Below are 12,810 nucleotides of genomic sequence, written 5' to 3' on the forward strand. Positions count from 1 at the left end.
AGTGTGAGATGTCACTGTTCAAGCTAGATAACGTGATTCAAAACTACGCTTGGGGAAGCAAAGAGTCGATTTCTAAACTGTTTGGCATCGACAATGCGAACCATCAACCTCAAGCTGAAATTTGGATGGGAGCGCATCCTAATGGTTGCTCGCGCCTTGCAACAACCGGTGAGTTATTATCTGATGTGATTGCGCGAGATAAAGCAAGCATGTTTGGTGATTACACCATGATGCGTTTCGGAGAACTTCCTTACCTATTCAAAGTGCTTGCAGCGGATTCTCCGCTCTCGATTCAAGTTCATCCTAGCAAGCGTAAAGCTGAGCTTGGTTTTGCAAGAGAGAATGAACAAGGTATCCCGCTTGATGCTCCTAATCGCAACTACAAAGACGCCAATCACAAGCCTGAGTTGGTCTATGCGCTGACTTTTTACAAGGCGATGAATGGCTTTCGTCCGATAGAACAAATACTGACGCTGTTCCGCCAATTCGGTATTCGTAGTTTAGACAGCGAGGTGACCGCGTTAGCCGAACACCCAAATCAAGATGGGTTGAAAGGTTTCTTCACGGCGATAATGACGTTGAACGAAGCTCATAAAATTCAAGCCTTGGCAGAACTGGACGCAGCGTTAGAGCGTGGTCCAAAGACGGCATTGGAAAGAGAAGTGCTCGGTTATGTGGCGGAGTTTCAAAAGCATTACCCGCAAGACATTGGATTGCTGTCTCCGTTGATGTTGAACACGATAGAGCTTGCGCCTGGGGAAGCGATGTTCCTCCATGCCGAAACGCCTCATGCGTATGTTCAAGGCACAGCGCTGGAAATAATGGCGAATTCAGACAACGTCCTCAGAGCTGGTTTAACGCCCAAATACATTGATGTGGATGAGCTTATCGCCAATACAGCATTTCTCACCACGCAACCGGAACTGATTAAGCTGTCGCCAATTCACAAAGAGGACAAGTTGAGCTATCCAATTCCGGTAGACGATTTTGGGTTTGATATTCTCTCTTCCGATGACGAATGTAAGCAACAGTTTGTGCGTGGTGCTGAGATTGTTTTTTGTGTTGAAGGCGGTGTTGAGGTCATGACATCAGAGACAAGTCTGACTCTTAAAGCCGGAGAATCCGCATTTATCACTAACGATTGTAAGTTCTACCAATATCAAGGGAATGGTACGTTGGCGAGGGCGTATAACTAGTCATTTCGTTGTTAATATTAAAAGGCCGCTTGAACAGCGGCCTTATTCGATTTTGTGACGACTAAAAACGTCTACGCGACTTCTCTTTTCGTTTCGCCAACATTGCGGCAGGAGAGAAGCCTGTCACCAACATTGTCCCATTAAGCACCAAAATGGTCCCTATGATGGTGTTGAAACCGACAGGTTCACCCAGAATCAAGTAACCCCATAGAATGCCAAAAACGGGCACAAGGAAAGTGACGGTGAGAGCCGAAGCTGGGCCAATTTCAGAAACTAGGCGGAAGTAAAGCAAATAAGCCAAACCTGTACAAACCACACCGAGAGCAACCACAGAGCTCCACTCTATACTGGTTGGTTCTGCACGCATTGGTAAAAATGGCAGTAGCGGAAGTACCCAAATAACTGCTGCCCACATACTGCCGTGTGCGTTGTCAAAAGCTGGGACTTGTGGTGCATTTTTAGTGTAGTTGGTTGCAATCCCATAGCTGAAAGAAGCCATTAAGCTTGCCCCAATAGGGAGGGTAGCCTCACTGCCGATGATTGAAGAATCCAAACCGACAAGTACAGCGACACCGCCAATACCAATCATCATACCTAGAATGGCTTTTGCCGTTAAAGGGCTGCGATACCAAACAAAACCAATTAATGCGCCCCATATCGGTGCGGTTGAGTTGAGAATGGCTAAGGTCGACGCATTAAGTGTTTGAGCAGCGTAAGCAAAAAGCAGAAAGGGCACGGCGCTATTAAATAAGCCAATAATGAAAAAGTGCTTAATATGTTTTGTGAAGGCAAGTTTCTTTTTGAGATAGAAAGCTATCAAGAGCAATGCTATTGCCGCAAATGCAACACGAAACTCGATTAAGTAAGCCGGTCCGAACGTATTAGCAGCGACTCGCATAAACAGAAACGAGCCACCCCAAATAGCAGCGAGACAAAGTAAGCGAAAAAAACTGGCTGCAGTCATGATACATCCTTGGTCGAGGTCTAGCGCCCCATTGATTAATTGTTGCGCTAACAGTGGATTAAACCAAGGATGAGATCAACCAGAAATGCAACGCCAGTTCCGAATCTGGCTACCACTGACTTATTTTGATGGTCTTAAATTTCTTCTTTTGGAAACAAGATTGGGAGGCTGTCCCTGTAGGTGTGATACCACATTTTTCCATGATCTAAATTTTTATACTCGATAAGAGTCGGTAAATTGAAACCCATGTAGTTCTTGGTTTGTATATGTTTATAGAAAGCCTCAACGGAGGGGTGATTTCCTATGTGTGTTGAGCTGAATATAGCGGTGACTTCTAACCATGGCGAAGCCTCGTAACGTTCCTCTTCCAAAGGATAGATGGTGTCTTCAATACGCCAGAACGAACCGTCGGCGATAATAAAATTCTTGAAAAACTGGCTCCCAATATCTTCTGATACCATGATATGTGCTGTTTTTGCACCTCCAAATGAATGTCCAGCCAGTGTGCGTTCATTTGGATCGATATCGTATTCGGCTTCGACAACTGGGATGAGTTCTTGGGTTAAGAAAAGGTAGAAGTCATCGACCCCTGGTGGCAAATAATCAATATTTCTGCGTCCAGGAGGACCTTCATGAATGGCGATTAGAATGACATCGAGTTCGGCATTGGCGACAAGGTTGCCAAACCCCTGACCCGTCCCATTACCATCGGAAACGTAGATAACGGGCAAAGATGTTGTGCGCTCTTCATAGTTTTCTGGCAAGTAGATGTCGTAGGGATAGCTGACGCCAGTGATATTAGAAAAGATATTGTCTTGTACTTTTTCCGCAGGAACATACGCGGAGCTGCTGTCAACAGAGGAGCCATCTCCCCCACCACATGCTGATAACACAAGCCCCAAAGAAAGGGCGATGAACCAACGCTTCAAAACTTCCATGTTTTACCTTTGCTTTTGATTTAAAGAACAAAAACAATTGTATAAGATTTGAGCAATCAAGAAGCCTCGCGTTATCAACAAATGAAAAGGCGGGGCGAGCGGGTTTGTAACTCTTCGAGTCAATTATCGAATGCGGTGGTACGTTATTGTTTTACCTGTCATTAATTATTGGCTTTCAGACCAGACCGCGAACTCATTGCCACTTGGTTCGGTAAAATGGAAACGACAACCTCCCGGGAATTCGAAGATAGGGCGGATGACTTGCCCTCCGAACTGTTCGACTTTGGCTAACGTAGCGTGAATATCTGAGCTATAGAACACCAACAGTGCTGCCCCATTTGTTGTTTGGCTGACTTGCTCTGCTGCATAAAAGCCACCGTCCAAGCCTTGACCTGAAAAGGCGCTGTACTCAGGACCATAATCAACGAAGCTCCATCCAAAGGCTTGCTCGAAAAACTGTTTAGTTGCATTGATGTCTCTCGTGCCAAACTCAACGTAATTTAACTTTTCATGTTGGTGCATTCTGGTGTCCTTTTCATCACTGTGCTTTTCTGTCAGTGTATTATCTCTTCCATCGAGTTTCTCAGCCCGAGTCTAGGTTTTATTAATCAAACTGATAAAACCTCAAAAATTTCATTGGTTATCCCTATTAAATCTATCGTTATTTCCCATTAAACAAATGTAATCATTGAAGATATATTCTTCGTGGGCAGAAAAGAGCTTTTGAGTATCCATTGACCACTCGACTGGTCAAATGGTTAGCACGCATTGGAGAGCAACCATGCAGATGTCAAAAAGCTTTTTATTAATTACAGTTGGCTTAGCCAGCACATCTCTGCAGGCGCAAACCCTGACAAGAGACAACGGTGCACCAGTCGGTGACAACCAGAATTCAATCACAGCAGGTGAAAACGGCAGCGTATTACTGCAAGACGTTCACCTGATCCAAAAATTGCAGCGTTTTGCCAGAGAGCGTATTCCTGAGCGTGTTGTGCATGCTCGTGGTACAGGTGCTCATGGTGAGTTTGTTGCATCGGGTGATTTTAGTGACTTAACGGTTTCCGCTCCTTTTACTAACAAAGGAAAGGTAACCCCTGTTTTTGTTCGTTTTTCGACCGTTATTCACTCAAAAGGATCACCTGAGACACTTCGCGATCCTCGTGGTTTCGCCACTAAATTTTATACTGAACAGGGTAACTGGGATCTGGTAGGGAACAACCTGCCTGTGTTCTTCATCCGCGATTCAATTAAGTTTCCGGACATGGTGCACTCTCTAAAACCGTCTCCTGTTACCAACGTTCAGGATCCAAACCGATTCTTTGATTTCTTCAGTCATGAGCCGAGCGCGACCAACATGCTGACTTGGGTTTATAGCAACCTAGGTACGCCAGCAAGCTATCGCACGATGGACGGCTTTGGTGTGCACGCTTATAAGTGGATTAATAAGCAAGGCGATGTGAACTACGTAAAGTTCCAATGGAAGAGCCAACAAGGTATCGAAAGCCTGCGTCCTGATGAAGTAACCGCAATGCAGGGTAAAGATTTCAATCATTTAACCAATGATCTGTATAAAGAGATTGGGCGTGGTAACTACCCTAAGTGGGATCTCTACGTGAAGGTGCTGTCACCAGAAGCTCTGAGCAAACTGGATTACAACGGGTTGGATGCGACCAAAGTATGGCTGAATGTACCGGATCAAAAAGTCGGCACTATGACGTTGAACCGCCTACCAGAAAATTTCTTTTTAGACACTGAACAGTCGGCATTTGCGCCTTCGAATTTGATTCCTGGTATCGAGCCATCGGAAGACCGTTTGCTACAAGGCCGTTTGTTCGCTTATGCAGATACACAGCTGTACCGCGTGGGTGTGAACTTGTTCCAACTGCCAGTAAACCGTCCTTTAGCATCAGTGAACACCCATAACCAAGATGGATTGAGCAACAACGCGAAGCAAGGCAATGGTGATGTGAACTACGAACCAAGCCGTAAATTGGCGCTGGCAGAAGACACGCAATTTAAAGCGGTTGAAACCAAGCTGGTTGGCACTGTTCAACAGAGAGCGATCAGCAATCCTCGCAACTTCTACCAAGCGGGTGTGTTGTTCCGCAGCATGAGCGAGCAAGACCAGAGTGATTTGATTGCTAACTTAGCGGGTGACCTGAACAAGGTGATAGATAAAGACGTTAAGGAAACCATGGTGAGCTATTTCTATCGCGCAGATAAAGAGTACGGTACGCGTCTGGCTGAAGCGACAGATACCAATCTTAAGCAAGTGAAAAACAAAGCGATGATGTAAGCAATAAGTTTTGACCTGCGGGAGATTTATCTGCTCTTTTCTGCCCGAAAATCAGGGCTCCCGTGGGTCATTCTCAAATTCTGTTAGTGAGGGTGAGTAAATGAAAACCGTGTTTTTGCTCAGTGCCGTTCTGTTCTCTTTAAGCTTCTCGCTGAGCTTATTAGCTGCCGAAGACGAACTAGAAGAGGAATACCAATCTTTGGTTGAACTGTTCTTTGACGCAGCGCGAATTGGCAATAACGAAGTGGTCGATACATTTGCTTCTCAAGGCTTCCCAATCGACCAACGTAACACTCAAAGTTATACCGCATTGATGGTGGCAGCGTATCAAGGACATCGAGAAACCGTTCGCTTGCTGCTCGATTCTGGCGCTAACGCCTGCCTGCAAGATAAACGTGGTAACACTGCATTAATGGGAGCACTCATCAAGCGTGAAATTGGCATAGCGAAAGACCTCTATCAAGCGGACTGTTCACCAGAGCTGCGCAATAAAGCAGGGTTAAATTTGAAAGAGTTTGCCGAAATCTATGGTCAATCCAATGTGTTGAAATCACTTCAACAATGATAAATAACAATAAATAGGACCCACAGTATGAATAAAACAACATGGCTTGCTGCACTTACGCTTCTCTCTTTCCCAACTTTTGCCGAGACAATAAGCGTAGAAATGATTGACCTTGGCTCTGGGCAATCAACCGGTAGTGTGATGATCAGCGACAGTGATTACGGCACCGTTTTTACGCCGAAACTACAGGGTTTACCTGCTGGTACGCATGGCTTCCACCTACACACTAACGGCTCGTGCGACAGCATTACCAAAGAAGGTAAAACGATACTTGGCGGTGCTGCCGGAGGGCATTATGACCCAGAAAAAACAGGTAAGCATGGCTTCCCTTGGACGGACGACAATCACCTTGGCGATTTACCAGCACTTTATGTGAATGCTCATGGTGTCGCGGATCAGCCAGTATTGGCACCACGAGTAAAACTTGATGACGTAAAAGGTCGTGCTTTGATGGTTCATGCGGGGGGCGATAACCACTCTGACCATCCGGCGAAACTTGGCGGCGGCGGTGCTCGCATTGTGTGTGGTGTGATTAAGTAATCCCCTTCTTAGATGCCACAAACAAAAAACGGTCCAGATAAGTTGGACCGTTTTCTTTTTAAGCAAAAGCTGATGGGCTTAGGTTCAAACCGACGCAAATTACGCGAAGTTCTCAACGATGATGTCATCTGCATTGTTAACAAACACTGCGCCTTTCTCTGCCATCTCCGCAATCACTGCATCGATAGTATCTGGCAATACCGCGCGGCTAGAGGCTAGGTTCACAATCACTTTGAAACCTAAATCGAGAGCTTGAGTGACGGACTTCTTCACACAAAAATCAAGCGCTAAGCCGCCGACAACCACCGTATCGATGTGGTTGAACTTGAGGAACTCATTCGCACCTGTAGTTTTGGTATCAGCCACGTCGTGGAAAAAGATGCCATAAGGGTGTGCGTCTGGGTCCATGCCTTTGTTGACTTGGAAATCGTATTCTAGAACAGGAGGTAGGCCGTCCAGCAGTTCAACGCCTGTAGTACCAAGCACGCAGTGGCGGTTCCACTTAATGTCCACATTAGGTAGGCCGACAGGTTCAAGCATATTCGCTGGCGTTTCTGCATCCCAAGCTGCTTTTGGTGGGTGCAAATCACGGCTAACGAGCTTTAAGCGACCTTTAGTGTGGTTCTTTAATAGCTCTGGAACGATTTCTAATGCGCCAGTGACGGGCAGCTCGTCAGGACAAAGTTCGGTGAAGCCTTTTTCAGGATCCACGTCGATCACTGCGGTAGTTTGGTAGTTAACTCGAACGGTCATGGCAGACTCCTTGTCTGTCTTTTGTGCTTGCGTTAACCACGCAAACAGTTTTGGAAAAAGGTCACTTCGTCGCTTGCTAGGGTGTACACCATGGCTGGCTTACCGCCTTTACCTTTATTGGTGGAAGCGACTTTGTTGGTTGGCTTGAGAACACCAGAATCAATCAAGCGGCGTTTGATCGTCATTCGACTGATATCAATACCGAACTCTTGGTATGCGGCAATGATGTCTGCGACCAAAAATTCCTTATCGAGTGCGAACAACAATACTGAGGTGTATTCAATAGAGGCACGCAGCTTCTGCCATGCCTTTTCAATCATCTTTTGGTGATCAAAAGCGAGGGTTTCTTCACCATCAAGGATTGCTTGCAGTGGGAACCACTTCAAATGGCATTCTGGTACACCAGCGTTGTCGATTTGTTCTTTGTTATTGCGGTCTACTAAGGCGTAGTGGGTGATGTTCAGGCTCCAATCTTCAGGGTCACGCTTTGGGTCGCCATCGACAAAAGCTTCGCTAAAGTGGCGAGGGTAGGTGTGAATTTTTTCACGGCAGATTCTACGTCGCGCTGCTTCGAAGTTTTCGTCTGCTGCTCGTCCACCTTCGTGCGTCATGTCTTTATCAAACACAAATCCACCAGGCAAAGCCCACACACCGTGGTAGGGGCGTTCTGGATTTGAGCGTTTAATCAGCAACACTTCCAATCCTTTATCGGCACAGCCAGATAGTCTGAATGGAATAATGTCGACAGTTACGATCATGATTGGGTCCTGAGATTGATTTGTAAGTAATCTAGCGCATAACAAGTAGTCAATCAATGGGTAAGTAACCGATTGTTAGAAACGTACATGCATTTTTCTCGTAATACTGTTTAAGCATGAATGTGCGTATGTGTTCAGGTTATCCACAATAGCTGTTGGATTATTGCGCGTAAAAACCTTATAAAAAAGAGTGGTTAGTAACAAAAGTTGACAAACTAATAGTGGGTGTTTATTGTTTACGCAATTTAGTTAGTAACAACAAGTTATATACCCAAGTTTGCCTTGTTGAGAACTTCCCACCAACTTCGTTGGGAAAACAATAAGATGCGGTTTGCACCGTGCTGAGGGAATTTGGGTATAAACGAAAAAGGGCGTGTAGAAGGGCTCCGAATGACCACCAATTTATTTTCGTCTCGCATCATTCAAAGTGCGTTAGATTTTGACGTATACAAAGTGAATATGATGAGTGCTGTTGCAACGCTTTATCCAGATGCGATGGTGTCCTACAAATTCATTGTTCGCAGTGAAGAAGACCTGTCTGAACTACTGCCAGATGTGAAAGCGGAAGTTCTAAAACTGCAAGACATCACTTTCTCGGCAGAAGAAATCGAGTACATGAAAGGCGTCGCGCCTTATCTTAGCTCTGAGTTTGTTGACGCTCTGCATGCATTTCGTTTTAACCCTCAACGTGACGTTTCTTTCAATACTAAAACCATGGCTGATGGCACAAGCCAATTACGCATCACCATCAATGGTCTTTGGAAAGAAACCATTCTCTACGAAACCATCATCATGAGTATTGTGTCCGAAGTGCGCAGCCGTGCACGTTGGGCAGACATTCCAGTCGAGCAATTCCAATCTGTTCTTAAAGAGAAAGTTAGTCATCTAAAATCTGAACTAACACGCCGCAATATCACTAACTTTAAGTTTGCGGATATGTCGACGCGTCGTCGTTTCTCGTTTCAAGCACAGCGATCAATGCTGCAGTATCTGAGCGAAGAGTTGCCTGACAGCCTAACTGGAACCAGTAACTACCATTTGGCGAAAGAGCTTGCTCTCACGCCAATCGGTACGGTGGCACACGAATGGTTTATGGGACATCAAGCGCTGGTGAATGTTCGTGATTCACAAAAGGTAGCATTGCAGCGTTGGCAAAAGATGTTTAATGGCGCGTTAGGCATTGCTTTAACAGACACCATTGGTATTGATGCGTTCTTAAAAGACTTCGATGAAGAGCTAAGTAATGCTTACGCTGGTGTTCGTCATGACAGTGGCTGCCCTTACACATGGGGCGAGAAGATGATTGAGCATTACCAATCGCTTGGCATCAATCCTATGACCAAAACCTTGGTGTTTACAGACGGCTTGAACTTTGACCAAGCATTGGATATTTGTGAGCACTTCCAAGGTCGAGTACAAATCAGCTTTGGTATTGGTACGTTTTTGGCCAACGATATGGGCGAGTACGTGAACGCACAAAGTGTTGCGTACAAACCTCTGTCTATCGTTATTAAAATGGTGTCATGCAACGGCTCACCTGTTGCGAAAATCAGCGATGAGCCAGAGAAAGCGATGTGCGAAGATATCTTCTTTCTGATGAATTTGAAGCGTCGTTTTGAGCAACCGCTCGATCTTGATGAGTGCCGTGTTTTGATTGATCGCCTCGAAGACGAAGGCGATAACTACCTTATCGACGCTTAAACTATCGATGAATAAGGGTGATGTTTTGTCATCACTCTTTCTCTGTGGCGCAACTTTCGTTGTATTTTATTTCGCATAGTGCGCCACATTTCATGCGATAGGGAAGACGCTTACTTCCTGTGTTCGCACGTATCCTCTTTACAATAAGCCCTTCTAGATTGGTACTTTTCAGGTGCTTTTCGCGCACTTTTTTCCAGTAGTCATCAAAAGCCATACGTCACCTTTACTATCGCTGTCATTATTTTTATAAATATGCAGCCATTTTATGCAACACAACGCGGTTTCTGATGTCAGAAAAATCCTAAAAATCGTTAGGTAAAAGGCGAATTGTTGTAACGCTCTCGTTTCTTGATTTTTACCTTCTATGGTTTCGATAAATTAATATCGGCAAACCTAACAGGCGATTTGGTTATAGTACAAGCAAAGGTCAAGTCAGGAATGAACGATGAATTTGGTTGTGCATCTACAGAAAAAAGCGATCAACAAACACGGCTATGAGTGGGCAACGCGCCAAGCTTGGAGGTGTGGAATAAAAGCGAATCTTGTGAAACGAGTGATCGGGATCTTCAAAGGTCAGATTGTTTGTGTTGTTGAAGGCTGTCGTGCAGAGCTTACTACGCCAATCAATAACCCACTACATGAAGAAGAGAAACAAGGGCGTTACGTGTTTGTTGGCGGCATTTTTTGGGAGCCGAACAATATGATTGCACCAGGATTTCCTGATTTTATGTTTATGCATTTGCGAACGCTCAGCCATCGTCATAAATACCTGACGGATGATGAATTGTTCTTGAGTTTAGCGTAGTCACTTTATTAACCTATTAATGACCAGTCTATTTTTAAAATCGATACTCGGAGCTTGCGCTGTGTTGATCATTGCCATGCTCTCTAAATCAAAAAGCTTCTATATTGCTGGTTTGGTGCCTTTGTTTCCGACCTTCGCATTGATTGCGCATTTTATTGTGGGCAGTGATCGAGATATGGAAGCACTTCGCCAAACGGCATTGTTTGGCATTTATTCTTTGATTCCTTACGCCGCTTATCTGATTTCGGTATTTTACTTCAGCTATCGTTTGAGCCTTATTGGCACACTCACCGCCGCAACTCTGGTCTGGATACTTTTTGCAACCATGCTGTTAGCATTTTGGACTCGCTGGATGGTGCCTGCCTAAAGTTTGCTCAACTTAGCGTTGTATTTAACGCAATATTCATTGTTCAAACTGATGTGATCTCGTTCCAATTGACCTTTCTCTGAGTTTTCTCTAACACAGCCTTTATAAAACGCCGTATTTTAACCTGCTAATGACCGGATGTTTGTTTTCACCTGATGTGAATTTTTCTTCTAGATTTACTATACCGCCAAGCAAAGATAACCATACTGGGAAGTAAACCATGAATATGAAATCTATCGCAATCGCAACTGCGGTTGTAGCCGTTCTCGCAGGCTGTAAAGACAAGACACCACCAGCACCAACAGAAGCAAACATCACGCTGGTTGAAGCAGTGACGGAAACGGTGAAGAACCCGCATCAAGTATGTAAAGATGTAGTCGTAACTCACAAAGTTGAACCAACAGACAACAACAAGATACTTGGTACTGTCGGCGGAGCAGCAGCAGGTGCAGCCTTAGGTAACCAAATTGGTGGTGGTTCTGGTAAAGTGATTGCAACTGCAGCCGGTACTGTTGCAGGTGCAATGACAGGTCGTAAGATTCAAGACAATGTGCAGAAAGGTGATGTAGTCACGTCAACTGAAAAGCAATGTCACACTGAATACACCACTTCTGAGAAAGTAGTAGGTTACGATGTCACTTACGAAGTTGCTGGCGCGCCAACAACCGTTCGTATGCAAAGCAAGCCAGCAGGTAAGACATTCCCAATTCAAGATGGCAAAGTAGTACTACCGCAATAATTGCCGACTTAGTTGAACCTAAAAGCCCTTTAGATTAAAGGGCTTTTTCTTATTTCAATGAAAATTAAGATTCATGGCAACTCGACATTACTTATCGGCAAAGTAATCGACTAACGTTTTGCGCCATTTCCGTGATTCACGAATTTGCAGAAGCGCACGGTTAATTTCTTCTTCATACGTGTTGTTTTCTGTAATGATGAAGCCATAGTTCTGCTTTTCTAACTGGTAAGGTAGCACCTCTAAATTATCAAATTGCCCTGATATTCTGCCATTACCAATCATGTATTTGAGTACGACATCATCGGCAACGATGGCCTCGACTTCACCATTCTCTAGTGCAGCAAGCAGTGTGGGCATATCTTGGTATGTTTTGTGACGAAGTCCGAAACTCGTCAAAAGCAGAGAGGAAGTGGTGGCATTCTTTGCACCAACCTCAACGTTGGCAAGGTCGTTAATCCCTTTTATCTGTGAAGCGCCTTGGCTGAGAGTGAGCTTACTGGCTAATACCGCGGTAATACTCGCGATGAAAAGCATACTGAACACTCCAATAAACACGGTAACTATTCGTCCGGTTAAACTTTTAAATTCGAAGTAGTTAAACGGCCCGCGAGTGATAAAGAGTAAGCCGAGAATAAAGCTTTCTATCCAGCGGCCTGAGCGGCTTTTCATTGAGTAGAGCTTCTCATTATTCCCTTTCTCTAATGCATAGAAGAAGGCACCAATAACACCAGCAATAAGAACAATGACACCAATGATGAGCCATAACGCAGGGTTTAAAAATATGGATTGTAGGGTATGAAAATACCCCTGATTTTTTACTGCTATGGCGAGGTGGGTTTCATAAAAAGAATGCGAGAAATCAGCGAAAAGTTCACGCTCTGGTGTGATGGATATACAGGAGACACCAATGTCTATTTGCTCAGCTTCAATGGCATTGAGCAGATCATCTAACGGGTGATGCTCGAAGGAAAACTCCACATTCATCTCCTTAGCAATCAATTCCCACAGCTCAACACTTAAACCATTCAGTTGAGTATCGACTGAGCCGATCACAAAGGGTGGGCATGGATAGGTCCCAACTTTTAATTGAGCTGCATGAGAAAAAGTACTGAATAAAACAAAGAAACAAAGTGTTGAAGTGACTAGGTATCGAAGTGTCGTTTGGAAACCATTTTGCATGCACAGGCC

At 44.8% G+C, this 12,810-nt stretch carries 15 protein-coding genes; 8 read left to right on the plus strand and 7 right to left on the minus strand.

The window, feature by feature from the left end; genetic code table 11:
• Window positions 1–8: 8 nt before the first annotated feature.
• Window positions 9–1,196, plus strand: coding sequence for a mannose-6-phosphate isomerase, class I (gene manA, locus ATB76_RS12635; RefSeq protein WP_061035366.1), 1,188 nt, complete (start codon window positions 9–11; stop codon window positions 1,194–1,196).
• A gap of 61 nt (window positions 1,197–1,257) precedes the next feature.
• On the opposite strand, the gene ATB76_RS12640 is transcribed toward manA, so the two are convergent.
• From ATB76_RS12640 to ATB76_RS12650, 3 genes are all read right to left on the minus strand, one after another.
• A complete protein-coding gene (locus ATB76_RS12640) occupies window positions 1,258–2,160 on the minus strand; it encodes a DMT family transporter (RefSeq protein WP_061035367.1) in 903 nt (300 codons plus the stop codon).
• A 134-nt stretch (window positions 2,161–2,294) separates the two neighbouring features.
• Window positions 2,295–3,098 carry an alpha/beta hydrolase-fold protein gene (locus ATB76_RS12645; RefSeq protein WP_038876557.1) on the minus strand — a complete coding sequence of 268 codons (804 nt, stop codon included), beginning with the start codon at window positions 3,096–3,098 and terminating at the stop codon, window positions 2,295–2,297.
• Window positions 3,099–3,263: 165 nt separating this feature from the next.
• On the minus strand, window positions 3,264–3,620 hold the full coding sequence (locus tag ATB76_RS12650) for a VOC family protein (RefSeq protein WP_061035368.1): 357 nt from the start codon (window positions 3,618–3,620) through the stop codon (window positions 3,264–3,266).
• Between the two features lie 259 nt (window positions 3,621–3,879).
• Here ATB76_RS12650 and ATB76_RS12655 point away from each other — a divergent pair, with 259 nt between their 5' ends.
• The 3 genes from ATB76_RS12655 (at window position 3,880) to sodC (ending at window position 6,499) form a co-directional block, all read left to right on the plus strand.
• The gene (locus tag ATB76_RS12655; protein ID WP_061035369.1) at window positions 3,880–5,394 is read left to right on the plus strand and encodes a catalase; all 1,515 of its coding nucleotides are present in this window, start codon (window positions 3,880–3,882) and stop codon (window positions 5,392–5,394) included.
• Between the two features lie 100 nt (window positions 5,395–5,494).
• On the plus strand, window positions 5,495–5,959 hold the full coding sequence (locus tag ATB76_RS12660; RefSeq protein WP_061035370.1) for an ankyrin repeat domain-containing protein: 465 nt from the start codon (window positions 5,495–5,497) through the stop codon (window positions 5,957–5,959).
• Between the two features lie 27 nt (window positions 5,960–5,986).
• Window positions 5,987–6,499: a superoxide dismutase family protein gene (sodC, locus tag ATB76_RS12665; protein WP_045421802.1), complete on the plus strand. Its 513-nt coding sequence runs from the start codon at window positions 5,987–5,989 to the stop codon at window positions 6,497–6,499.
• A gap of 99 nt (window positions 6,500–6,598) precedes the next feature.
• Here sodC and ATB76_RS12670 read toward each other — a convergent pair whose 3' ends face one another.
• Window positions 6,599–7,252, minus strand: coding sequence for a nicotinamidase (locus tag ATB76_RS12670; RefSeq protein ID WP_039976459.1), 654 nt, complete (start codon window positions 7,250–7,252; stop codon window positions 6,599–6,601).
• Window positions 7,253–7,284: 32 nt separating this feature from the next.
• Entirely contained in the window at window positions 7,285–8,010 is a 726-nt protein-coding gene (locus ATB76_RS12675) for an NUDIX domain-containing protein (protein ID WP_005436370.1), read from the minus strand.
• A gap of 390 nt (window positions 8,011–8,400) precedes the next feature.
• Between ATB76_RS12675 and pncB the strand changes: the two genes are divergently transcribed.
• Window positions 8,401–9,711, plus strand: a complete 1,311-nt coding sequence (gene pncB / locus ATB76_RS12680; RefSeq protein WP_061035371.1) for a nicotinate phosphoribosyltransferase — start codon at window positions 8,401–8,403, stop codon at window positions 9,709–9,711.
• 31 nt (window positions 9,712–9,742) lie between these two features.
• Here the strand turns inward: pncB and ATB76_RS28890 are convergent, their stop codons facing one another.
• Entirely contained in the window at window positions 9,743–9,925 is a 183-nt protein-coding gene (locus ATB76_RS28890) for a hypothetical protein (protein ID WP_061035372.1), read from the minus strand.
• A gap of 231 nt (window positions 9,926–10,156) precedes the next feature.
• Here ATB76_RS28890 and ATB76_RS12690 point away from each other — a divergent pair, with 231 nt between their 5' ends.
• From ATB76_RS12690 to ATB76_RS12700, 3 genes are all read left to right on the plus strand, one after another.
• Complete coding sequence (locus tag ATB76_RS12690; protein WP_061035373.1) at window positions 10,157–10,516, plus strand: hypothetical protein; 360 nt, start codon at window positions 10,157–10,159, stop codon at window positions 10,514–10,516.
• Between the two features lie 19 nt (window positions 10,517–10,535).
• The gene (locus ATB76_RS12695; RefSeq protein ID WP_038869166.1) at window positions 10,536–10,883 is read left to right on the plus strand and encodes a GlpM family protein; all 348 of its coding nucleotides are present in this window, start codon (window positions 10,536–10,538) and stop codon (window positions 10,881–10,883) included.
• Window positions 10,884–11,103: 220 nt separating this feature from the next.
• The gene (locus ATB76_RS12700; RefSeq protein WP_038869168.1) at window positions 11,104–11,622 is read left to right on the plus strand and encodes a glycine zipper 2TM domain-containing protein; all 519 of its coding nucleotides are present in this window, start codon (window positions 11,104–11,106) and stop codon (window positions 11,620–11,622) included.
• Window positions 11,623–11,709: 87 nt separating this feature from the next.
• Here the strand turns inward: ATB76_RS12700 and ATB76_RS12705 are convergent, their stop codons facing one another.
• Window positions 11,710–12,801, minus strand: coding sequence for a transporter substrate-binding domain-containing protein (locus ATB76_RS12705; RefSeq protein WP_061035374.1), 1,092 nt, complete (start codon window positions 12,799–12,801; stop codon window positions 11,710–11,712).
• Window positions 12,802–12,810 lie beyond the last annotated feature (9 nt).

The organism is Vibrio sp. MOR3, from assembly GCF_001557775.1.
In the GTDB taxonomy this organism is placed as follows: Bacteria; Pseudomonadota; Gammaproteobacteria; order Enterobacterales; family Vibrionaceae; genus Vibrio; species Vibrio jasicida.